Origin of the sequence: Sphingomonas mesophila (genome assembly GCF_003499275.1) — a bacterium.
Lineage (GTDB): Bacteria > Pseudomonadota > Alphaproteobacteria > Sphingomonadales > Sphingomonadaceae > Sphingomicrobium > Sphingomicrobium mesophilum.
The window spans coordinates 505,222-525,795 of sequence record NZ_QWDF01000001.1 but is presented as its reverse complement, the minus strand read 5'-3'; the positions used below and the strand labels follow the sequence as shown (position 1 = coordinate 525,795).

The 20,574-nt window shown below is 66.8% G+C and carries 19 protein-coding genes; 6 read left to right on the top strand and 13 right to left on the bottom strand.

What is annotated here, in order from left to right; all coding sequences use genetic code 11:
* Positions 1-9 precede the first annotated feature (9 nt).
* Positions 10-465 carry a c-type cytochrome gene (locus D0Z60_RS02710; protein WP_118856812.1) on the bottom strand — a complete coding sequence of 152 codons (456 nt, stop codon included), beginning with the start codon at positions 463-465 and terminating at the stop codon, positions 10-12.
* A 92-nt stretch (positions 466-557) separates the two neighbouring features.
* On the opposite strand from D0Z60_RS02710, the gene D0Z60_RS02705 reads away from it, so the two are divergent.
* On the top strand, positions 558-1,742 hold the full coding sequence (locus tag D0Z60_RS02705) for a thiolase family protein (protein WP_118856810.1): 1,185 nt from the start codon (positions 558-560) through the stop codon (positions 1,740-1,742).
* Here D0Z60_RS02705 and D0Z60_RS02700 read toward each other — a convergent pair.
* The 7 genes from D0Z60_RS02700 to D0Z60_RS02670 all read right to left on the bottom strand — a co-directional run bounded on the left by D0Z60_RS02700 (position 1,739) and on the right by D0Z60_RS02670 (position 9,794).
* Entirely contained in the window at positions 1,739-2,398 is a 660-nt protein-coding gene (locus D0Z60_RS02700) for a hypothetical protein (protein WP_118856808.1), read from the bottom strand. The two genes, D0Z60_RS02705 and D0Z60_RS02700, sit on opposite strands and share 4 nt — an antisense overlap.
* A complete protein-coding gene (locus tag D0Z60_RS02695) occupies positions 2,395-2,601 on the bottom strand; it encodes a helix-turn-helix transcriptional regulator (protein ID WP_118856807.1) in 207 nt (68 codons plus the stop codon). The genes D0Z60_RS02700 and D0Z60_RS02695 overlap by 4 nt, the downstream gene beginning before the upstream one ends.
* A gap of 200 nt (positions 2,602-2,801) precedes the next feature.
* Positions 2,802-5,789: an autotransporter outer membrane beta-barrel domain-containing protein gene (locus tag D0Z60_RS02690; protein WP_118856805.1), complete on the bottom strand. Its 2,988-nt coding sequence runs from the start codon at positions 5,787-5,789 to the stop codon at positions 2,802-2,804.
* A gap of 233 nt (positions 5,790-6,022) precedes the next feature.
* On the bottom strand, positions 6,023-6,499 hold the full coding sequence (locus tag D0Z60_RS02685; protein ID WP_118856803.1) for an SH3 domain-containing protein: 477 nt from the start codon (positions 6,497-6,499) through the stop codon (positions 6,023-6,025).
* Positions 6,499-7,905, bottom strand: coding sequence for an NAD(P)H-dependent flavin oxidoreductase (locus D0Z60_RS02680; RefSeq protein WP_118858401.1), 1,407 nt, complete (start codon positions 7,903-7,905; stop codon positions 6,499-6,501). Before D0Z60_RS02680 ends, D0Z60_RS02685 begins: the two co-directional genes overlap by 1 nt.
* Positions 7,906-8,023: 118 nt before the next feature.
* Positions 8,024-8,893, bottom strand: a complete 870-nt coding sequence (gene nadC, locus D0Z60_RS02675) for a carboxylating nicotinate-nucleotide diphosphorylase (protein WP_118856801.1) — start codon at positions 8,891-8,893, stop codon at positions 8,024-8,026.
* A 43-nt stretch (positions 8,894-8,936) separates the two neighbouring features.
* Complete coding sequence (locus tag D0Z60_RS02670; protein WP_118856799.1) at positions 8,937-9,794, bottom strand: metallophosphoesterase family protein; 858 nt, start codon at positions 9,792-9,794, stop codon at positions 8,937-8,939.
* Positions 9,795-9,855: 61 nt separating this feature from the next.
* Here D0Z60_RS02670 and D0Z60_RS02665 point away from each other — a divergent pair, with 61 nt between their 5' ends.
* The 4 genes from D0Z60_RS02665 to D0Z60_RS02650 all read left to right on the top strand — a co-directional run bounded on the left by D0Z60_RS02665 (position 9,856) and on the right by D0Z60_RS02650 (position 14,993).
* Positions 9,856-10,923, top strand: a complete 1,068-nt coding sequence (locus D0Z60_RS02665) for a phosphotransferase family protein (RefSeq protein WP_205421025.1) — start codon at positions 9,856-9,858, stop codon at positions 10,921-10,923.
* An 88-nt stretch (positions 10,924-11,011) separates the two neighbouring features.
* Positions 11,012-13,102: an adenylate/guanylate cyclase domain-containing protein gene (locus tag D0Z60_RS02660; protein WP_118856798.1), complete on the top strand. Its 2,091-nt coding sequence runs from the start codon at positions 11,012-11,014 to the stop codon at positions 13,100-13,102.
* A 1-nt stretch (position 13,103) separates the two neighbouring features.
* Positions 13,104-13,814: a hypothetical protein gene (locus D0Z60_RS02655; protein ID WP_118856797.1), complete on the top strand. Its 711-nt coding sequence runs from the start codon at positions 13,104-13,106 to the stop codon at positions 13,812-13,814.
* Between the two features lie 27 nt (positions 13,815-13,841).
* Positions 13,842-14,993, top strand: coding sequence for an acyltransferase family protein (locus D0Z60_RS02650; protein WP_118856795.1), 1,152 nt, complete (start codon positions 13,842-13,844; stop codon positions 14,991-14,993).
* An 88-nt stretch (positions 14,994-15,081) separates the two neighbouring features.
* Here D0Z60_RS02650 and D0Z60_RS02645 read toward each other — a convergent pair whose 3' ends face one another.
* The 5 genes from D0Z60_RS02645 to D0Z60_RS02625 all read right to left on the bottom strand — a co-directional run bounded on the left by D0Z60_RS02645 (position 15,082) and on the right by D0Z60_RS02625 (position 20,033).
* Positions 15,082-17,265, bottom strand: coding sequence for a M3 family metallopeptidase (locus D0Z60_RS02645; protein WP_162888042.1), 2,184 nt, complete (start codon positions 17,263-17,265; stop codon positions 15,082-15,084).
* A 98-nt stretch (positions 17,266-17,363) separates the two neighbouring features.
* Positions 17,364-17,555 (bottom strand): hypothetical protein, encoded by a 192-nt coding sequence (locus D0Z60_RS12055; RefSeq protein ID WP_338056176.1) that lies wholly within the window; start codon positions 17,553-17,555, stop codon positions 17,364-17,366.
* A 312-nt stretch (positions 17,556-17,867) separates the two neighbouring features.
* Positions 17,868-18,545 (bottom strand): TPM domain-containing protein, encoded by a 678-nt coding sequence (locus D0Z60_RS02635; RefSeq protein ID WP_118856793.1) that lies wholly within the window; start codon positions 18,543-18,545, stop codon positions 17,868-17,870.
* Positions 18,542-19,396, bottom strand: a complete 855-nt coding sequence (locus D0Z60_RS02630) for a TPM domain-containing protein (protein WP_118856791.1) — start codon at positions 19,394-19,396, stop codon at positions 18,542-18,544. The genes D0Z60_RS02635 and D0Z60_RS02630 overlap by 4 nt, the downstream gene beginning before the upstream one ends.
* Before the next feature lie 37 nt (positions 19,397-19,433).
* Complete coding sequence (locus D0Z60_RS02625) at positions 19,434-20,033, bottom strand: LemA family protein (protein WP_118856789.1); 600 nt, start codon at positions 20,031-20,033, stop codon at positions 19,434-19,436.
* 114 nt (positions 20,034-20,147) lie between these two features.
* On the opposite strand from D0Z60_RS02625, the gene mscL reads away from it, so the two are divergent.
* Positions 20,148-20,573: a large conductance mechanosensitive channel protein MscL gene (gene mscL / locus D0Z60_RS02620; protein WP_118856787.1), complete on the top strand. Its 426-nt coding sequence runs from the start codon at positions 20,148-20,150 to the stop codon at positions 20,571-20,573.
* Position 20,574: the final 1 nt, after the last annotated feature.

Here is a 20,574-nt window from a genome sequence, read left to right as displayed (position 1 = left end):
CGCGACAAGCTAGCTGTGCTTGTGTTCCGCGGGCTTGTCGCCCGGCTTGGGCGGCGCTTTGAGCGGGTGCGGCGCGCCGCGATGGCAGGTGTAGCAGGTCACCTTCGAGTCGGTGAAGTTGGCGACCTTGAAATCCTCCTCGTTGATGCGGCGGACCATGGTCAGCATCATTCGCGCGGTCTCCTTCTCGCGCTTGGCGTCGGAGGCGAAGTCCATCGTCTCCTTCGACGTGCCGACGTGGCAGAAGGTGCATTTGACGCCCAGCGACGAGGACATCATCTGCATCACGCCGATGAGGTTCTGGCGGGGAATCCCGGCGGGCAGGATCTTGAGGTTCTTGAACTCGCTCTTGGCCGCGGGCGGCGGGGTCGCGGGCGCGGCCGGCTGCTGGGCGGCGACCGCTGCGGCGAGAAAGGCGGCGCTGGCCGCGGCGAGGGCCCAATGGCCAAGGCTCAACCGGTTCATGGCGCCCAGCCTATCATAGAGTGCGGTTTGAACAAGCGGCGGCGGCGCTCTATGGCACGGCCAGCAGATCCAACCGAGTCCGGAGCCACATCATGTCCAGCGATCCCGTCGTCATCCTGAGCTACGCGCGCACCCCGATGGGGGCGATGCAGGGCGCGCTGGCCGACGTCAGCGCGACCGATCTCGGCGCGACCGCGGTCAGGGCGGCGGTCGAGCGCGCCGGCGTCGATGCGGGCGAGATCGACCGCATCTACATGGGCTGCGTGCTGCCCGCCGGGCTCGGCCAGGCGCCGGCGCGCCAGGCGGCGCTCAAGGCCGGTCTGCCCAAATCGGTCCAGGCGACGACCGTCAACAAGGTGTGCGGATCGGGCATGCAGACGGTGATCATGGGCGAGGAAGCGCTGAAAGCCGGCAACGCCGGGCTGATCGTCGCCGGCGGCATGGAGAGCATGACCAATGCGCCCTATCTGCTCAAGAAGCACCGCGGCGGCGCACGCATCGGCCACGACACCGCCTACGACCACATGTTCCTCGACGGGCTCGAGGACGCCTATGAGGAGGGCCGGGCGATGGGCAGCTTCGCCCAGTGCACCGCCGACGACTATCAGCTGACCCGCGAGGCGATGGACGAATATGCCATCGAGAGCCTCAGCCGCGCCAAGGCGGCGATCGACGGCGGCGGGTTCAAGGACGAGATCGTCGCGGTGACGATCACCGGCCGCAAGGGTGAGACGGTGGTCGACACCGACGAGGCGCCGGGCCGCGGCCGCCCCGACAAGATCCCGCAACTCAAGCCGGCCTTCGCCAAGGACGGGACGATCACCGCGGCGACCTCCTCGTCGATTTCGGACGGCGCGGCGGCGGTGGTGCTGACGACGCGCAGCCAGGCCGAGGCCAAGGGGCTCACCCCGGTCGCGACGATCGTCGCCTCGGCGGCGCACGCGCAGGAACCGGCGCAGTTCACGATTGCCCCGATCGGAGCGATCGAGAAGGTGCTCAAGAAGGCCGGCTGGTCGGTCGGCGACGTCGATTTGTGGGAAGTGAACGAGGCCTTTGCCTGCGTCGCCATGTTCGCGATGAAGGACCTCGGCATCGAGCGCGAGCGGATCAACGTCCACGGCGGAGCGACCGCGCTCGGCCACCCGATCGGCGCCAGCGGAACGCGGATCCTGGTGACCCTGCTCAATGCGCTCAAGGGCAAGGGCCTGAAGCGCGGAGTCGCGTCGCTGTGCATCGGCGGCGGCGAAGCGACCGCGGTCGCGGTCGAGCTCGCCTAGCGCGGGGTCATCAGGCCGCTTCGCCCGACGACCACGAACCCGGCGAGGAGCTGGAGCGCGGTCAGTCCGGCGAGGAAGCCGAGCGGCGTGATCCAGCCGACGAAACCGAGGTGGGCAAGGGTCGCCCAGACCGTGCCGACGATCAGCAACGCGTAGAGTGTCAGCACGCACGCTTGGGCGCTGAGCGATCTCATCAGCTCGTCGTTCGATCTGCGGCTCATCACGGCGACAATCACGGTGCCGGCGAAGGCGATCGCGACGAGAATTAGTGCGCTCCGCGGGGACAGCACGCCCGGCTCGTCGCCGGTCGCCGCCATGGCGAGCGCCATCAGACCCGCGCCGGCGAACAGCAGGATCAGCGCGGCGAGGGATAACGGCCGCCGCTGCTCGTGAAGTTCGTCCGCGTCCTCGACGTTGAGCAGCTGCGACCCCAATTTCGGCGCGGCAAGCCCGAAGCCGACGAACAGGCCGATCACCATGAGCACCAGCCCGGTGATCAGCGCCAGCATGCGCGACGGATCGTCGATGTCGATCCGGCCGTCGAGCGCGAACAGCGCCGCCAGCGTGGCCGATGCACCGGCGATGGCGCCGATGACGGTCTGCAGGATGAGCTTGCGGGTCTTGTCCGGGCGTGTCGTGGCGTGGTCGGCAGTCATTGCGGTTGCTCCCAATTATCGATGAACAGGGTCTCGACCGGCACGGCGAACAAGGTCGCCATGCGCAGCGCGAGCGGGAGGCTGGGGTCGTATTTGTCGGTCTCGACGGCATTGACCGTCTGGCGCGACACGCCGAGCCGCCGGGCGAGCTCGCCCTGCGACCAGCCCGCCGCTTCCCGATGATGCTTGACCCGATTCTCCATGCGCCGATCATGTGTAAAGAGTGTTTGACTGTCAAGAGCTCTTTACATGGTGCGCCGGGCGGACATGGAAAAGCGGCGCCGGATTGCCCCGGCGCCGCCTGTCCTTGTCCCATCCAAAGGCCGTTGGGCGGTCGTCGTCGCTTAGCAGAAGGCCGCCGGCGCTTGCGCGCCGACGGCCCTGTTGCTTGTCCGGCTTGGGTTTAGAACCGGATTCCGGCGCGGATGCCGGCGCCGCGGGTGTCGCCGAGGTCGACCCAGCCGGCAACATTCATGCCGTAGGTGCCCTTGCCGCCGGCAAGACCGCCCTCGAGCCGGGCCCAGGTGCCCTTGCCGGTCGACGACAGGCTGTCCGAGAACGCGCCCTGAGTGATGGTGACGTCACCGTCGCCGCTGAACTCATGGTAGACGGCACCGCTCAGATACGGGTTGTACAGCCCGCCGAAGTTGCCGCGCACGCCGAGCCGGCCGCGGGTCGAGGTCATGTCGTCGAAGTCGTAGTCGAAGCCGAACGCCGACACCCCGTCCATGTCGCTCCACACGTGGCTGAGGCCAGCGTAGATGTCGATCGACGGCACCACTCCGACCGGCAGGCGGTAGCCGATCGAGCCGTCGACGCCGGTGCTCGAGGCATCGCCGTCATTGCCGTCGAACAGGCCATCGAAGCTCATGTCGTAGCTGTCGTGCTTGAACAGCGCCTCGGCATGGAAGCCGGTCAGCGCGCCGTAACGGCCGTAAAGACCGATGTTCCAGCCGTCGGCATTGAACTCGCCGTCGCCATTGGCCTGGGCGTTGGCATAGCCGCCGGTCAGCCCGACCTCGGCCACGCCGAAGCCGTAGCCGACTCCGCCCTGGAAACCGTAACGGTCGATCTCGATGTTGTTGTCGGCGTCATACTGCACACCGTTGACGACCTGGTTGTTGGTCATGCCGGTGCGGCGCTGGCTGCCATAGGCCTGGGCCCAGACGCTCAGCCCGAGCTTGGCGGTCGGAGCAAGCGTGTGGGCGAACACCTCGTCGGCGCTCTGGTACCACATCTCGCGCACCAGGCCGGTCGCGGCGAGCGGAACGAACGCCGTCTCCGGATCGAGCAGGGTGACGAGGAAGTAGTCGTTGCCGATCTGGGCGACGTCGAAGTTGATCAGCGGGTTGGCAATCTCCTCGCCGATCGCGAACGCGCCGCTGCTGGCGCCGGTCGCATCGACCACCAGGATGCCGTCCGGATCGAACACGCCGAGGCCGACGGTGTTGACGTCGATCAGCGTCTGGCCGGTCGGCGCGCCGACGATCACCAGCGTGTCGGCCGTCGTTCCCGACACGTCGACCTGAAGCCGCGAACCGTTACCGCCGACATAGTTCGAGTTGACCGTCAGCGTGTCGCCGATGGCACCGTCGCTAAGGTCGATCGTGCCGTTGTTGGCGAAGCTGGTCTGGCCGGTGATCGTGGTCGCACCCTCATCGGCGATGATGATGCCGGTCGCGGTGTTGGTCAGAACGCCCGCCGGAACCGTGAAGGTCCCCGCCGCAAGATCGATCGTGCCCGAGTTGGTCAGGCTGGTGAAGCCCGCGATCGACGCCGCTCCCGCAGTGTCGATGAAGCTTCCCGGACCATTGACGAACGCAATCGCCGGACCCGTCAGCGTGGTCGCCGCCGAAAAGTTGATCCGACCCGTCTGGGTGAACACTTCGAGACCGCTCAGGGTGGTGTTGGTCAGAACGTTCAGCGTACCGCCGGTGTTGGCGAAGGTGTCCGTCGCGCCAGCCCCGAAGTTGATCGTGCCGCCGTTGAAGTTGATGACACCGCCGCCGAGATTGGTGACCGTATCATTACCACCCTGCAGGAACGTCGTCGCACCGAGGTTGATCGTCCCGCGGTTGGTGACGACGTCAGCGTTGTCGGTCAGGTTGAACGTGCCGTTGACCACGCCGCCGGCATTGTTGTTGACCGTCACTGCGCCGTCCGTGAACAGCGTCGTAAAGACCGCCAAGCCATTGGTGGTCGCGCCGATCGTGCCGTTGTTGTTGATCGTCGTGGCGCCCGCGCCGGTGACTTCGATGTCCTCCGCGGCGGTGCTGTTGATCGTCGTCCCGGCGGCGACCGTGATGGTCTTCGTGCCGGTCGTGGTCGTCAGGTTGATGCCGTCGCCGCCCGACGTGATGTTGCCGCCAACGGTGATCGACTGGTTGCCGGTGGTCGAATCGGCGTCGATGCCGTCGCCGGTGGTGGTGTTGATCGCGCCGGTGTAGTTGACCGTCACGGTGCCGGTGCCGGCGGTGTTGGCGGCAATGCCGTCACCGACCGAGAAGATCGCGCCCGAGCCGGTCACGCCGACGGTGGCCGAGCCACCCGCGTTGAGGTTCGAGGCGAGGATGCCGTTGACCTGCGCACGGTCGGTCGCAAGGCCGATGGCGCCGGTGTTGGCGACGGCGATGTTGCCGGTGCCAGTGGCGTTCTCGACCACGCGAATGCCATATTGCAGCGTGTTGAGCGCGCCGGTCGGGCTGCCGATGGTGGCGGCGTTGTTGACCGTCTGCGTGCCCGCACCCGAAGCATCGATGTTGATGCCCGCGAAAGGCGCCTGCAGGGTGGTGTCCGAGGTCGTCGTGATGGTCGTCGCGCCGGCCGTGCCGATCAGACGATTGACCTGGATCGCGGCGCTGTTCGGCGCAACGGTCGAGATCGTGGTGGCCGCGCCGCCGGCGGCGCCGACGGTGGCAACGAGATTGCCCGTGCCCTGCATGAAGAAGTCGAGACCGTGACCGCTCGCGACGTTGGTCTGCGTGACGTTGCCTTCGCCGGTGTAGTTCACCGGAGTGGCGCCGAACGCGCGGACCATGAGCGCCGAGAAACCGGTGCTCGAGCTGACGCTACCGTTGTTGACGACGTTGAGCGCAAAGTTGCCGGGCACGGTGTTGACGAACTCGAGACCGTTGACGGTGATCGCCGCACCGGTCGAGACGGTGCCAGTGAAGGCGGTGGTCGAGGTGTCCACGTTATAGATGCGGTCGGTGTCGGGGCTGGTGCCGGTGTAGACCGTCGGAGTGGTCGCGGTAGTCGCGCAAGTCACGGTGCCGGCAACCGGCGTCGCGGGCGGGGTGATCGTGCACTGCGCACTGGCGGGCGAGGCGGCGACCATCATGCCGGTCGCGATCGCGCTCCCGGTCAGAGCGTGACGAAGTACCTTATTCATTGAGTCTTCCCCTTAGTAACAGATCGCCCGGCGGACGACGTAAGTTGACCCCGGCCGCCCCGTGCCCGAGCGCACAGGCGGCATTGTCGCGGCCACAATCCCGAAACGAACTGTTAAGTCCAGCTAAAAATGCGTTATCGAGGCTTTTCCAGCAAAGGTTGAGGACGCGCCGCAACACTCGCTCAAAAATTCGTCCGGAATCCGGGGAAATGGGGCGATCGCGTAGCGGCAGGCTAGTCGCCGAACGCCTCGCCCGCTGCGACCCCGTCGAGGTCAACCTGGCGAATCCAGCCGGAGCGCTTGCCGACCGCAATTCGGCACCAGTCGCCGTCGCAGAGATCGAGCTTGCCGGCCACGCCCGGCTCGGCGCGATAGGCGATACGGCTGGCGGTGGTGCGCTTTTCGTGGATCGCGCGCGGAGCGCCGGGCCTCACCACGCCGGTGCGCTGGGCCGACATCAGGCTGACCAACATCCAGCCCTTGTCGCCGTCGGGATCCTCGATCAGCCGCCAGTTCTCGTAAATCTTGAGCACCCGCACCGGCAGGTCGCGGCGCTTGTAGAGCCACAGGCCGGGATAGGTCCGCCCCGGCCCGGCGCGGGTCATCGCCTCGCCGCTGGCGATCGACGCCCAATATGGCGGGCTCTTGTCCTGGGCCGCTGCCGGCGCGATCGCCGCAAGCAGCCCGAACGTGGCCACGACCCAGCGCATCACGCGCCGGTCAGGATGCGGTCGACCAATTGCTTCACCGTCGGCACGAAGCCGTTCGAGTAGAAGGGATCGGTCTTGAAGCGGAAGGCGGCGTGGCCGGCGAACATCAGATTCTGCTCGACCGGCCCGCCGTGGGCGATGTCCTGGAGCGTCTTCTGGATGCAGAAGCTGCGCGGGTCGGCGAGGCGCCCAGTGGAGTTCTTCTCGTTGTCCGCCCAGGACGAGAAGGCGCATTGGCTGAGGCAGCCCATGCAGTCGGCCTGGTCCTTGCGGATGTGGGCCATTTCCTCGGGCGTGACGAAGACGAGCGTGTCGTCGGGGGTCTTCATCGCCTCGGTGAAGCCGGCGGCGTGCCATTCGCGCGCATGCTGGAGATCGCCCTTTGTGACGAAATAGTTCTTGCGCGTGCCGACTCCCACATCGAGCACGAACTGGTGGTCGCCGATCGCCTCCTTGGTGAAAGCGATCTGGCGCTCGCTGCGCGCCTCGAGATTGCGCAGGAAGGGGTTGCGGACCGCCGAGGAATAGAAACCGGTCGGCGAGAATTTGTGGAGCAGGACATCGCCCTCCTCCAGCGTCATCAGCCGGGCTTTCCAGTCGGGCGGGATCGGGCTTTCCTGGGTCAGCAGCGGGCGGGTACCGAACTGGAAGGCGATCTGGCCGAGCTCGGGATTGTCGATCCAGTCGGCCCATTCGTCGAGCCGCCAGACGCCGCCGGCCATGATGATCGGCACGTCGTCCGAGATGCCGCCTTCCCGCATCACGTCGCGCAACTCCTTGACCCGCGGATAGGGCGGCTGCGGCGCGCGCGGGTCCTCGGCGTTGCTGAGGCCGTTGTGCCCGCCGGCTAGCCACGGATCCTCATAGACCACGCCGCTGAGCCATTCGGAGGCCTTGTGATAGGCCCGCTTCCACAGCGCCCGGAAGGCGCGGCCCGAGGAGATGATGGGCAAATAGGTGACGCCGTGGTGGGCCGCGATCTCGCTCAATTTGTAGGGCATTCCGGCACCGCAGGTGACCCCGGAGACGAGGCCCTTGGTGCGCTCGAGCACGCCTTCGAGCACGCGCTGCGCGCCGCCCATTTCCCACAGGACGTTGATGTTGATGGCGCCCTTGCCGGACGACATTTCGTAGGCGCGCTTCACTTGCGCTACGGCGCCGTCGATCGCGTAGCTGATCAATTCCTCGTGGCGGCCGCGGCGAGTCATCTCGCGATAGACCTGCGGGATTATGCGGCCCTCGGGGTCGTAGCTGTCGGCGTTGACCGCGCTAACCGTGCCGATGCCGCCGGCCGCCGCCCACGCGCCCGAGCTCATGTGGTTGGTCGCCGATACGCCCTTGCCGCCTTCGATCAGCGGCCACACCTCGCGCCCGGCATATTGGATGGGCTTGAGGCCCTTGAACAAGGTCGTTCTCCTGCAGTTCGCCGCCCTATAGAAGGGCAGCGCCGTCATTGCGAGCGGCGAAGCCACGCGGCAATCCAGACCGGATCGCTTCGCTACGCTCGCGATGGCGAGGTGGTTCCTAGGTCAAACGGTAATCGAGCCCGATGTCGACCGCCGGTGCCGACTGGGTGATGCGGCCGACCGAGATGTAGTCGACCCCGGTCTCGGCGATGGCGCGGATGGTGTCGAGATTGACCCCGCCCGACGCCTCGAGGGGAACGCGGCCGGCGACCAGCGCAACCGCCTCGCGCAGCCTCGGCGGCGGCATGTTGTCGAGCAGCAGCCGCTCGGCGCCGGCGGCAAGGGCCGGTTCGATCTGCTCGATGCGGTCGACCTCGACCTGGATCTGGAGCCCCGTCCCGGCCGCCACAGCGGCGGCGACCGCGGCCTCGACCGAGCCGGCCACGCCGACGTGATTGTCCTTGATCAGCACGCCGTCGTCGAGCCGCATGCGGTGGTTCTCGGCGCCGCCCATGCGCGCGGCATATTTGTCGAGCAGGCGCAGGCCGGGGATGGTCTTGCGGGTGTCGAGCAGGGTCGCGCCGGTGCCGGCAATGGCCTCGACATAGCGCCGGGTCAGCGTCGCGATGCCCGACAGATGCTGGAGCGTATTGAGCGCGCTGCGTTCGGCGGCGAGCATGGCGCGAGCGTTGCCGTTAAGCGTCATCAGCACGGTGCCCGCTTCGATCTGGTCGCCGTCGGCGACGCGGGCGGTGACGGCGACGTCGCGGTCAAGCGCCCGGAAGAAAGCGGCGGCGATGTCGAGCCCGGCGACGACGATCGGCTCGCGGCAATTCATCTCGGCGGTGAAGCACGCCTCGGCGGCGATCGTCGCGCGGCTGGTGACGTCGCCGCCCGAGCCCATGTCCTCGGCCAGTACGCGCGAAACAAAATCGTTGAGGTCGAAATGCCCGCCCGGCCCCGGTGCGTCGCTGCTGGTCGCTGTCATCGTGGCGCCGCCCTAGGCGCGGGGCGCGGGCGGCGGCAAGGGCTCAGGCATTCTCGACCTGGGAATCGGGTTCGGCGGCGGCCTCGGTGATGGTGCGCCAATGATCGCCCTCGCGGCGCCACGCCTGGGCGTCGCCGGCGACGAATCCGCTGCCGCCCCACCTCTGGATCGTCAGCAGCACGTCCTCGCCGGCCAGATCGATCTGGTTGAAGCTCTGCTCCTCGTCGCGCAGCCGGGTCGAGGTGGCGGTTCCCGCCTGGATCACCAGCGCCGGCCCGGCGCGGGTCGCGAGGTCGCGTGCACTGTGGGTCGAGGCGCGGTGGTTGTGCCCGGCGAGCAGGATGTCGACCCCGGCATCGGCGATGGCGTCGAGCGCCAGTTCCTGGCGCCCGATCGGCTTGCCGAGCACGCCCTCGTCGTCGACCGGCAGCGCGAACAGCGGATGATGGGTCACGAGGATCCGCGGCACATCTGGGGTGCGGGCGAAGGTCTCGCGGATGAAGGCGACCTGCTCCTCGTTGATCCGGCCGTCCTTGAAGGTGAGCGAGCGCGCGGTGTTGATGCCGAGCACTGCGGCGCCGTCGGTGGCATGAAACGGGCACAAAGTTTCGTCGATGAAGCGCTTGTAGCGGGTCAGCGGCGAGAGAAAGCGGCGCAGCACATCGTACAGCGGCACGTCGTGGTTGCCCGGTACGCCGAGCACCTCGTGGCCGGCATCCTTCAGCCGAGTGAGGAAACGGCACGCCTCCTCGAACTGCTCGGTGCGCGCGCGCTGGGTGAAATCGCCGCTGATGACGATGAGGTCGGGCTTGGCCTCGGCGATCCGCTCCTCGACCGCCGCCACCAGCCGCGGGTCATGGGCGCCGAAGTGAAGGTCGGAGAGATGGGTGATCCGGGTCACATGGCTCAAACCCCGCCACCCCGAACTTGTTTCAGCGCCGCTTTGGCGGATAGGTGTCGCAATGGACCGGACCGAAGCCAATAGCGGGACCCGCGCGGTGCCTGAGCGGCTGCGTATCGACGAAGCGGCGCTCGACGTTTGGCTGGCGGCAAACGTCGCTGGCTTTGCCGGGCCGCTGACCCTGAGCCAGTTCAAGGGCGGCCAGTCCAACCCGACCTATCGCCTCGACACGCCGACGCGGTCCTACGTCCTGCGCCGCAAACCGCCGGGCAAATTGCTTCCGGGCGCGCATGCCGTCGAGCGCGAGGCGCGGGTGATGGCGGCGCTCGGTTCGACCGGCTTCCCGGTGCCGGCGGTGCTCGCCACCTGCGACGAAGCCGGGGTGATCGGCACGCCGTTTTTTGTGATGGAGCTGGTCGAAGGGCGGATCGTGTGGGACGCGACCTTCCCGGGGCTCGATCCGGCGGCGCGCGCGGCGCACTTCGACGCGATGAACGCGACCATCGCCCGGCTCCATTCGGTCGACCCCGAGGCGATCGGGCTCGCCGACTACGGCCGCGCCTCGGGGTTCGTCGAGCGCCAGGTGGCGCGCTGGGGCAAGCAGTATGAGACCGATGTCGAGGCCGGCCGAAGCGCGGTGATGGACCGCGTGCTCGCCTGGCTGCGCGACCATCAGCCGGCCGACCGCGGCGAGAGCCGGATCGTCCACGGCGACTTTCGCTGCGACAACATGATCTTCGATGCCGAGCGGCCGGCGGTGCGCGCGGTGCTCGACTGGGAATTGTCGACGCTCGGCGATCCGGCCGCGGACTTCGTCTACCACCTGATGATGTACCGCATGCCGGCCGGGCTGTTCACCGGCCTCAAGGGGCTCAACCTCGCCGAGCTCGGCATCCCGAGCGAGGACGATTATGTCGCGGCCTATTGCCAACGGACCGGGCGCAGCGCCCTGCCCTACCGCGACTATCTGGTCGTGTTCGTCACCTTCCGCCTCGCCGCCATCTGCCACGGCATCCGCGGCCGGCTGGCGCGGGGCAGCGCGTCCTCCGCCCATGCCGAGGCGACCGCGGCGCTGGTCGAGCCTCTGGCCGAACTGGCATGGGCCGAGGCGCAGCGCGCGCGGCTGTAGCGCGCAGCACAATCGCCATTTGCGCCGTTACGGGTTAAGCGGCAGCCTTGTAACGACTCGATAATCGCGGGCGGGGGCGGAAGCGGCAGTGGACAAGCCCAAGCAATGGGGGACCAGCGCGCCGGCCGCGACCGCCGGGCTGCCGACGCTTGCCTCGATCCGCGCCGATCTCGCCCGGGTGCCGATGACCCGGCGCGTGACGACCATCCTGTTCATCGTCATCGCCATGCTGATCGCGCGCTACAGCTGGCAGACGCCGGTCACCGTGATCGACGGCCAGGGGGTCAAGAGCAACCTCACCCTGCCGTTCTTCCAGGACGCCGAGCGTGGGCTGTACGATATGCGCGCGGCGGTCGCGACCCTGCTCAACCGCACCGTGCCGCAGGACAAGCGCGTGCTGCTGGTGACGTTCACGCCCGATACCCAGTTCAACACGCGCGAGCGCTCGCCGCTCGACCGCACGACGCTGGCGCGCGCGCTGACCTCGCTCGACGCGATGGGCGCGCGCGCGATCGGCATCGACATCCTGATCGACCAGCCGCAGCCCGACGACCAATTGCTGGTCGATGCGCTCAACGCGATGCAGACGCCGACCTTCGTCGGCTACGCCACCGTTCGCCACAATCCGGAGGACATGTCGCACTGGCAGCAGGAATTCCTCGACAATTTCCTCAAGCGCATCACCAACTCGAAGGTCCGGCCCGCCTCGCTCAAGGTCTCGGCCGACAGCGACAATGTCGCGCGCAGCTGGCCCGAGCAGCCCAAGGACCTGCCGCCGTTCCTGCCGATCGCGCTGACCGGCCGGACCAGTGCCAGCGATTATCGCGGAAGCATCCAGTTCATGGCGCCGGCGAACAGCGAATATGAGGTATTCGAGAACCTCCCGGTCGACCTGTTCACCGAACCGGCGGCAGCGTCGTTCATGGCGCCGCGGGTCAAGGACCGCATCGTCCTCGTCGGCGGCGACCTGCCCGATAGCGACCAGTTCGAGACTCCGCTGACCCGCGCCACCGGCCAGACCTCGGCCGGGCTCAAAGTCCATGCGGCGATGATGACCCAGGCGCTCGACCGCCGGCTGCCGTCGCGGGTCGGCGATGTCGGCCTGTGGGCGCTGGCGCTGTTCGTGGTCCTGGCCGGCGCATTCACCTCGATGGTCGACGTCCGCCCGATGGCGCTGAGCGCGCTGATCGTCGGCCAATTGCTGTTCTTCGGCGGCGCCCCGTTCCTGTTCGAGTTGCGCGGGATCGACACCCAGGGCATGCCGGCGTTCGGCTGGCTGGCCGGCTGGCTGCTCGCCTACATGGCGACCGAGGCCACAGTGAAGGCGATGGGCAGCGACGAGAAGAAGTTCGCCCAGGGCGCGCTCGGCAAATATCTGCCCAAGGACATCGCCGCGCTGATCCTCAAAGATCCCACCCGCCTGTCGCTGACCGGCGAGCGGCTGCCGATCTTCACCATGTTCACCGACATCCAAGGCTTCACCGCGCTCAGCCACACGATGCCGCCGGAAACCACCGCCTCGATCCTCAACGCCTATCTCGACGGGATGAGCGACATCGTCCTCAAGCATGGCGGGACGATCGACAAATTCGTCGGCGACGCGGTGGTGGCGTTCTGGGGCGCGCCGATCGCGCGCGACGAGGACGGCGACCGGGCGCTTGCCGCGGTGGTCGACATGATGAATTTCTGCGCCGAGTTCGGCAAGGCCTCGCCCGAGCGCGCACTGCTCGGCCGGACCCGCATCGGGCTCCACCACGGCGAAGCGATCGTCGGCAATTTCGGCGGCGAAGGGCGGATTCAATACACCGCGCTGGGCGACGCCATGAACTGCGCCGCGCGGCTCGAGGGCGCCAACAAATATCTAAAATCCACCGCGCTGGTCAGCGACGAGGCGCGGACTTTGATCCACGACCAGACCATTTTCCGGCCGATGGGACGGATCACCTTGTCGGGCCGTTCGACCCCGATCGTGGTGTGGGAGCCGGCGCCGCACATGGCCGTCGAGGTTCGTCAACAGCTGACCCAGCTATGGCGTCAATTCGAGACAGGCAACATGCAGGCCTTGCATGACATCGAGGCCATTGCTGCAAACCATGATAATGATGTAGCTTTAGCTGCATTCGCCTGCCGGCTGCGCGAAGCGGGCCCGGGCAAGAGTTTCGAACTTGGGGAGAAGTAGCATGAACAAGTGGGCTCTGACCGCGTGTGCCGCGGTCCTCGGCGGGCTTGCCGTCCAGGCGGCCGCGGCGGTGCTGGTGGTGCGCTCATCGGGCCCCTCGGCCAAGGCCTATCCGGCCGGCAAGGCAGTCCCCGACAACAGCAAGATCAACCTGCGCAACAACGACGTCGTGATCCTGCTCGACTCGCGCGGCACGCGCACGCTTCGCGGGCCGGGTTCGTTCGACGCTTCGGCGACCAGCGCCGGCTCGACCTCGGCGCTCGCCGCGCTGGCCGGCAACACCACTGCCCGGCGCCGCGTCGGGGCGACCCGCCAGCCGCCGACGGGGGCCACCGCCGGCCGCAACGTGTGGCAGGCCGACGTCAGCCGCTCGGGCAATCTGTGCATCGTCAACCCGACCGACACCGGTCTCTACCGGCCCGACGCCGACACCGCCGCGACGGTCACCATCAAGGAATCCGGCTCGGGCCGCTCGGCCGCGGTCGAGTTCGCCGCCGGTCAGCGCAACGCCGACTGGCCGAAGGACCTGCCGGTCGCGCCGGGCCAGAAATATGAGGTTCGCGGCGGCGGCAAGGCGGTGACCTTCGCCACCCGCTCGATCTCGCCGGTTCCGGCCGGGATGGAAGGCCTTGCCCAGCGCCTGATCGTCAACGACTGCCAGGCGCAGCTCGACGTGCTGATCGATACCTTCACGAGCCCGACCGCAAGCTAAGGGTTTCTATTCGCATGTGGTTGATGGATGGCTCGGACCGTTGGTGGTTCGACCGTTCGTTGGCTTCCACAAGACGGCCGGCTTTTCGGGGTATGTTTGTTGCAAAGCGTAGCTGACGCTGAAAGTTCTCTTTCCGAACAAGTCACCAACGAGAAACTGAAGCCCGCCTATCCCTACTTTGATTGGCTACGCTTCGCACTGGCGTCAGCGGTGGCGCTTGGGCACGAGGGCATAATCACTTGGGAGCATGCCGGAAACTTTGCTGTTCAAGTGTTCTTCGCCTTGAGCGGGTGGCTGATCGGCGGCATTCTTCTGAGATGCGAGCCTAACAATCTCTCGCGATTTTACTTCAATCGCGCGACGCGCATTTGGATACCGTATGTTTTCGCGGTCGCTGCCATCTACCTGCTTGGAGCTGCACGCGACGGGCTGACGCCAAACTTTTTCAAATTTCTGTTTTTCGATCTCACCTTCACCCATAATTTCTTCATCGAAAAAATTCCGGAAGTGACGTCCACCATGCCATTAGAGGGCACGGGAACCCACCTTTGGAGTATCTCGGTCGAAGAACAATTCTATCTGGCGGCGCCACTTCTCATCGTATTCCTGAGGTTCGGTCGAACGCTTTGGTTTTGGGGACTGATTGCCGTTGTCGCCTACCTGACCGCTTCCTGGTACGCCTCGATTTCGCTCGGTGTCCTGGCTGTCGTTGCGCAAGCGCGCTTTGGCGACTGGCATCGTCGAGCCTTGAGCAGGGTTGCATTTGCGGTGATGTCGATTGGCGCCATCGCGCTGGCCTTTGTCGAGCCGGCAACCTATCCATGGATTGCCCCACCAGCCGCGATCGGGATTGTTCTTCTACTTTCCATACCAGGCGAGCGTAGTCCGGTTGGCGAATTCTTCGGAGGTATGTCCTACCCATTCTACCTTTATCATTGGGTGGGCATGTTTGCGGCTAACTTCATCGCGAAAAAGGTCGCACTGCCATCCGTGGGATGGACCGCATATTCCATCGCCGTCGTCGTTGGGGCCGTCGCCTACGTCGTGGTGGATCGAAACATCATGCGATACCGCGGTGATTGGTACACACCTCGAAGAGGATGGATACTCGCCATCACGGCGTACACCCTCTTCGTTGCGGGCTTGATAGGCGGCTGGACCATACCCATCCAAGCCTAGGTTCTTCATGGGTTCACGCGGAATCGGGGAAGGGCTGTGGCGATTCGCATGCCCCAAACCCTCCCCTCCGTAGCCAAAAGAGCCGTGCTTAATTCGTCGGAAACCCCCGCCGCTTGAGCAGCGCGCGCACGTCCGGGTCGCGGCCGCGGAACTGGCGGTAGGCTTCGGCGCGGTCGGTTTCGTTGCCGGTCATCAGCAGGATGGTCCGGAAGCGGTCCGCGGTGGCGCGGTCGAACGGATTGCCGGCCTCCTCGAACGCCGCCCAGGTGTCGGCGTCCATCGTCTCCGACCACAGATAGCTGTAGTAGCCGGCCGAATAGCTGTCCGACGAGAATAGGTGGCCGAACTGCGGCAGGCGGTGACGCATCACCATTTCGCGCGGCATCCCGATCTGGGCCAGCGCCTGCTTCTCGAACGCGTCCACGTCGACCACTCCGTCGGGCTTGGTGTGGAGCATCATGTCGACCAGCGCCGAGGACAGATATTCGACGGTCGAAAAGCCTTGGTTGAAGGTTTCCGACGCCTCGATCTTCTTGACCAGGCTGTCGGGCATCGGCTGGCCGGTCTTGTGGTGCAGCGCGAAGCGCTCGAGCACCGGCCGGGTGAGCAGCCAATTCTCGTTCACCTGGCTAGGATATTCGACGAAGTCGCGCTGCGAGCCGCCGAGCGAGGGATAATAGACATCGGTCAGCAGCCCGTGGATGGCATGGCCGAATTCGTGGAACAGGGTCGACGCGTCATCGAGCGTGATGAGCACCGGCTGGCCGGGCGCCGGCTTGATGAAATTGTTGTTGTTCGAAACCAGCTTGGGCCGCTTGCCGAGCAGGCCGGAGCTGTCGCGGTAGCCGGTCGCCCAGGCGCCCGAACGCTTGCCCTCGCGGGCGTAGGTATCGAAGTAGAGCAGGCCGATCACCGCGCCGGTCTTGGCGTTGGTCACCTCGAAGGTACGCACGTCCGACTGCCACACCGGGACGGTGCCGGTATTCTCGGTGAACTTGAGGTCGTACAATTGCTCTGCCGACCAGAACATGCCCTTCACCAGATTATCGAGCTGGAAATAGGGTTTGATCTCGTCCTGGCTGAGGTCGTACTTCGCCTTCCTGACCTTCTCCATGTAGAAGCGATAGTCCCACGGCTCGAACGTCCCCACACCGTCGCGCGCGGCAAGCGGCTTCATGTCAGCCACTTCCTCGCCGACGCGCTTCACCGCCGCCGGCCATACCCGCATCATCAATTCCATCGCCCGCGCCGGGGTGCGCGCCATGGTGTCCTGCATGCGCAGGTCGGCATGGGTCTTGTAGCCGAGCAGATGCGCGCGGTCGGCGCGCAACTTGACGATCCGCGCGATGATCGCGTTGGTGTCATTGGCGTTGCCGTTATCGCCGCGATTGACGAACGCTTCCCATACTCGCTTGCGCAAGCCGCGGTTGGTGCCGAACGTCAGCACCGGCTCGACCGCCGAGCGGGTGGTGCGGATGGCGTAGGTGCCCGCCGGCAAGCCCTTCTCCTTGGCGAGCGCCGCGGCGGCATCCTTGATCTCGCTTGGAACGCCGGCCATCTCGGCCGCGCTGGCCTGGGTGAAGCCGCGCTCGTCGGCCAGCAGCTTGGCGTTGAAGTCGCTGAACGCCGACGACAATTCCTTGTTATAGGTCTTGAGCTGTTCCTTCTGCTCCGGGCTCAGCTTGGCGCCCGAGCGGACCATCGAGTCGTAGGTGCGGGTCAGCAGGCGCAGCTGCTTGGCGTCGAGGCCGAGGCTGTCGCGCTGGTTGTACAGGGCCTCGACCCGGGCGAAATATTTCGGCTCGAGATTGATCTCGTCGAACGCGGCGGTCAGCAGCGGCGACCATTTCTTGTCGAGCGCCTCATAGGCCGGCGTCGACATGTTGTCGGTCATCACGCCCATCAGCGACAGCAGGCGGTCGATCCGCTCGCCCGACTTCTGGCTCGCCTCGATGGTATTGGCGAAGGTCGGTGCGGCCGGGTTTTCGGCGATCGCGCGCGACTCGCGCTTCACTTCGTCGATCGCGAACTGGAGAGCTTCGTCGAACAGCTCGGGCTTGACCTGGTCCCACGGCGGAACGCCGCCGTACGGCCCGGTCCAGTCCGCCAGCAGCGGGTTGTTGGGCACCGGCACCGCGGCTGCGACCGGCTCGGCGGGTTCGGCCATCGGCTCGGCGGCTGCGATCGGCTCAGCCATCGGCGCGGCGGTCTGGGTAGTGGCGCAAGCGGCCAGCGTCAGGCTCGCGGCGCCGCACAGCAGCAAAGTCTTCATGTCCCTCTCCAATCATGAAATCGCGCGCGCTCTATAGGAGCGCCGCTGAATGCCCGGCAACCGCGGCGACGACGAACGGACGCTGCGTTCTGCAGGCGTCACGCTAACAGGTCGGCGGCGAGCAGCAACAACAGCTTGGAATCGACCGCGACCCCGGCGGAACGGCGCTCGGCGACGAATGCGGCGATCGCCGTCCGCTCGACGAGGTGGACGGCGATCGGCTCGTCGCTCTTGGCTCCGCCCGGCCGGACGCCGTGGGCGCGGACCAGCGTGAAGCCCTCCGCGACCATCCCCGGCGAAGAATGAAATTGCCCGAGCTCCTCGACGCTCTCGGCGGTGAAGCCGGTCTCTTCCTCAGCTCCTTGAGCGCTGTCTCGGCCACGCCGAGGTCGTCCTCGTCGCCGACTAGACCGGCGGGAAGCTCGAGGCAGCGGCGGCCGCCGAGCGGCACCCGCTCCTGCTCGACCAGGATCACTTTGCCGTCATGCTCGGCCAGGATCACCACCGCCTGGATGGAGCGCACGCGCGCCGCATATTCCCAAGTGCCGGCCCGCATGGCGCGCAGATATTTGCCCTCCCACACGACTTCGGGCGCGGCCATCCTAAAGCTCGATCAGCTTGTCGGGGATTTCGTTGCGGTCGGCCGCGTCGCGCGGGAAGTGCTCCGCCAGCACGGCGCCGATCAGCCCGATCGCGGCGATGATCCCGTCGGCCGGTCGGCCGGCCTTCACCTCGGTGACCAACGCGGCCATTGCCTCGCCCCATGTCTCGGGCGTGGTGACGGCGGTGATCGCTTCGTCGCCGACGATTTCGGCGCGGTGCTCGCCCATCGACAGGTAAATCAGGATCCCCGTGCGCCCGGCGGTGCGCCGCTCGGCCGAGGCGCGGAACAGCATGATCGCGCGCCGCCGGACCCGCCGCGTCTTGGTCGCCCCAGGCGTCAGCGCGAGCCTGAGCGGCATCCAGCGCAGCGCGAACAGCACGATCAGGAACAGCGCCAGCGACAGGCCAAGCAACAGGGTCATCAGCGCCCGGGCGCTCGGGCGCCCCACGCTCCAGCCCATCAGCGCACTATAGGCCTGGTCGAGCAGCCCCGGCCATGCCGACACCGCGCCGAGCAGCAGGAACAGCGCCAGCACCGCATAGTGCAGGCCGACGTCGTGATAGGCGTCGCTGGTGTCGGCGGTGATCGCGATGATCTCGCCCGCGCTGCCGGTCTCGGCCGCGGCGATCGCCTGGCTGACCCGCTCGTGGTCGCTGTCGGAAACGTCGAGAGTCACCAGCTGCCCCCTGCCCCGCCGCCGCCGAACGATCCGCCGCCGAAGCCGCCGAACCCGCCGCCGCCGCCACCGCCGCCAAAGCCTCCAAAGCCGCCGCCACCACCCCAGCCGCCGCGACCGCGCGAGGCATGGCTGAGCGCCTCGAGGCCCCACAGCACGACCAAGGGATCGATCCCGCCGCGGCGCCGCTTGCTATGGTAGCGCCGGCCGCCGCTGACCGCGCCCTTCAAGCCGCCGATGATGATGAAGAACATCACCACCATCACGATCACCGGGATGAAGCCCACGCCGCCGCCTTGCTCGCGTACCCGGGTCTCGGCCTGCTGCGCGCGCTTGGCCGCCTCCTCGGGCGGGAGCTCGAGCTGGCGGATGATCGAATCCACCCCGGCGACGATCCCGCCGCCCATGTCGCCAGCCTTGAAGCGCGGCAAGATGTCCTGGCGGATGATCGTCCCGCTCATCGCGTCGGTGAGGTAGTCATCCGCGCCATAGCCGGTCGCGATCCACACCTTGCGCTCGCTGGGAGCGACCAGCAGCAGCACGCCGGTGTCCTCCTTCGCGCCGCCAATCCCCCAGCGCCGCCCGAGCTCGGTCGCGAACGGCTCGATCTCCTGCCCGCCGAGGCTTTTCACCGTCGCCACCACCAACGCCCGCCCGCTGCGCTCGTTGAACGCCGTCAGCTTGGAATTGAGGTCAAGGGTTTGCGCAGGGCTAAGCAGCCCCGCCTGGTCCAGCACCGGCCCCGCCGGCCGCGCCGGGTATGTCTGCGCGAGGGCGGGCGCGGTGAGGAGCAGCATGACCGTCATTGCGAGCGCAGCAATGCAATCCAGCACGCGCCGATGGATCGCCATGTCGCTGCGCTCCTCGCGATGACGGATAAAGATGACCTTACCCCGTGGTATTGAAGTCGACCTTGGGCGCGTCCTGGGCCTTGGCGGCGGCCTGGAACGGCACTTTCGGCTTGGCGCCGTAGAAGATCTTGGCGCCGATCGCGTCGGGGAAGGTGCGGATCGTCGTGTTGTAGGCGCGCACCGCCGAATTATAGTCCTGGCGCGAGGTGTTGATGCGGTTCTCGCTGCCCTCGATCTGGTCCTGCAGCGCAAGGAAATTGGCGTTGGACTTTAGGTCCGGATAGGCCTCCTGCATCCGCTGCAACGGGATGATCGCCGCGCTCAACCGCGCCTGCGCGTCGCTGAACGCCTGGACCTTGGCCGGGTCGTCGAGATCGGCCGGCGTGAGCTGGATGCGGGTCGCGCTGGCGCGCGCCTCGGTCACCTCGACCAGCACGCCGCGTTCCTGCGCGGCATAGCCTTTCACCGTTTCGACCAGGTTCGGAATGAGGTCGGCACGGCGCTGGTAATCGGCCTGGAGGTTGCCGAACGATTCGTTGACCTTCTCCTCGGCGGTCGGGACCGAATTGAGGCCGCAGCCGGCGAGCGAAAGAGCGGCGATCGGAGCGAGCAATGCGCTTCGGCGAAATGCGGTCATGGGCCAGTAATCCCCTGCTGTTGAACGGTAAATCTAGGGAAGTGTCTTACCCCTTTCAATCACCACTGTCGCGATTAGAGTGAACGGCTGCGAAACGAATGGGGGAGCGGCGCCATGCTCGGAGAATTCAAGGCCTTCATCGCCCGCGGCAATGTGCTCGACCTGGCGGTGGCGGCGATCATCGGCGCCGCCTTCGCGACCATCGCCGCGAGCCTCACCGACGACATCATCATGCCGGTCGTCGGCGCGCTGTTCGGCGGGCTCGATTTTTCCAACTATTTCGTGCTGCTCGGACCGGTCCCGGAGGGGTTCACCCGCGACCACACGAGCTATGCCGCACTCAAGGAAGCCGGCGCGGCGGTGCTCGGCTGGGGCCAGTCCGTCACCGTGCTGATCAACTTCCTCGTTCTCGCCTTCATCATCTTCCTGCTCGTGCGCTACGCCAACCGCCTGCTCAAGCGCGGCGCCGACGCCCCCGCCGGGCCGAGCGAAGTCGAACTGCTGACCGAGATCCGCGACGAGCTAAGGCGCCGCGGCTGAC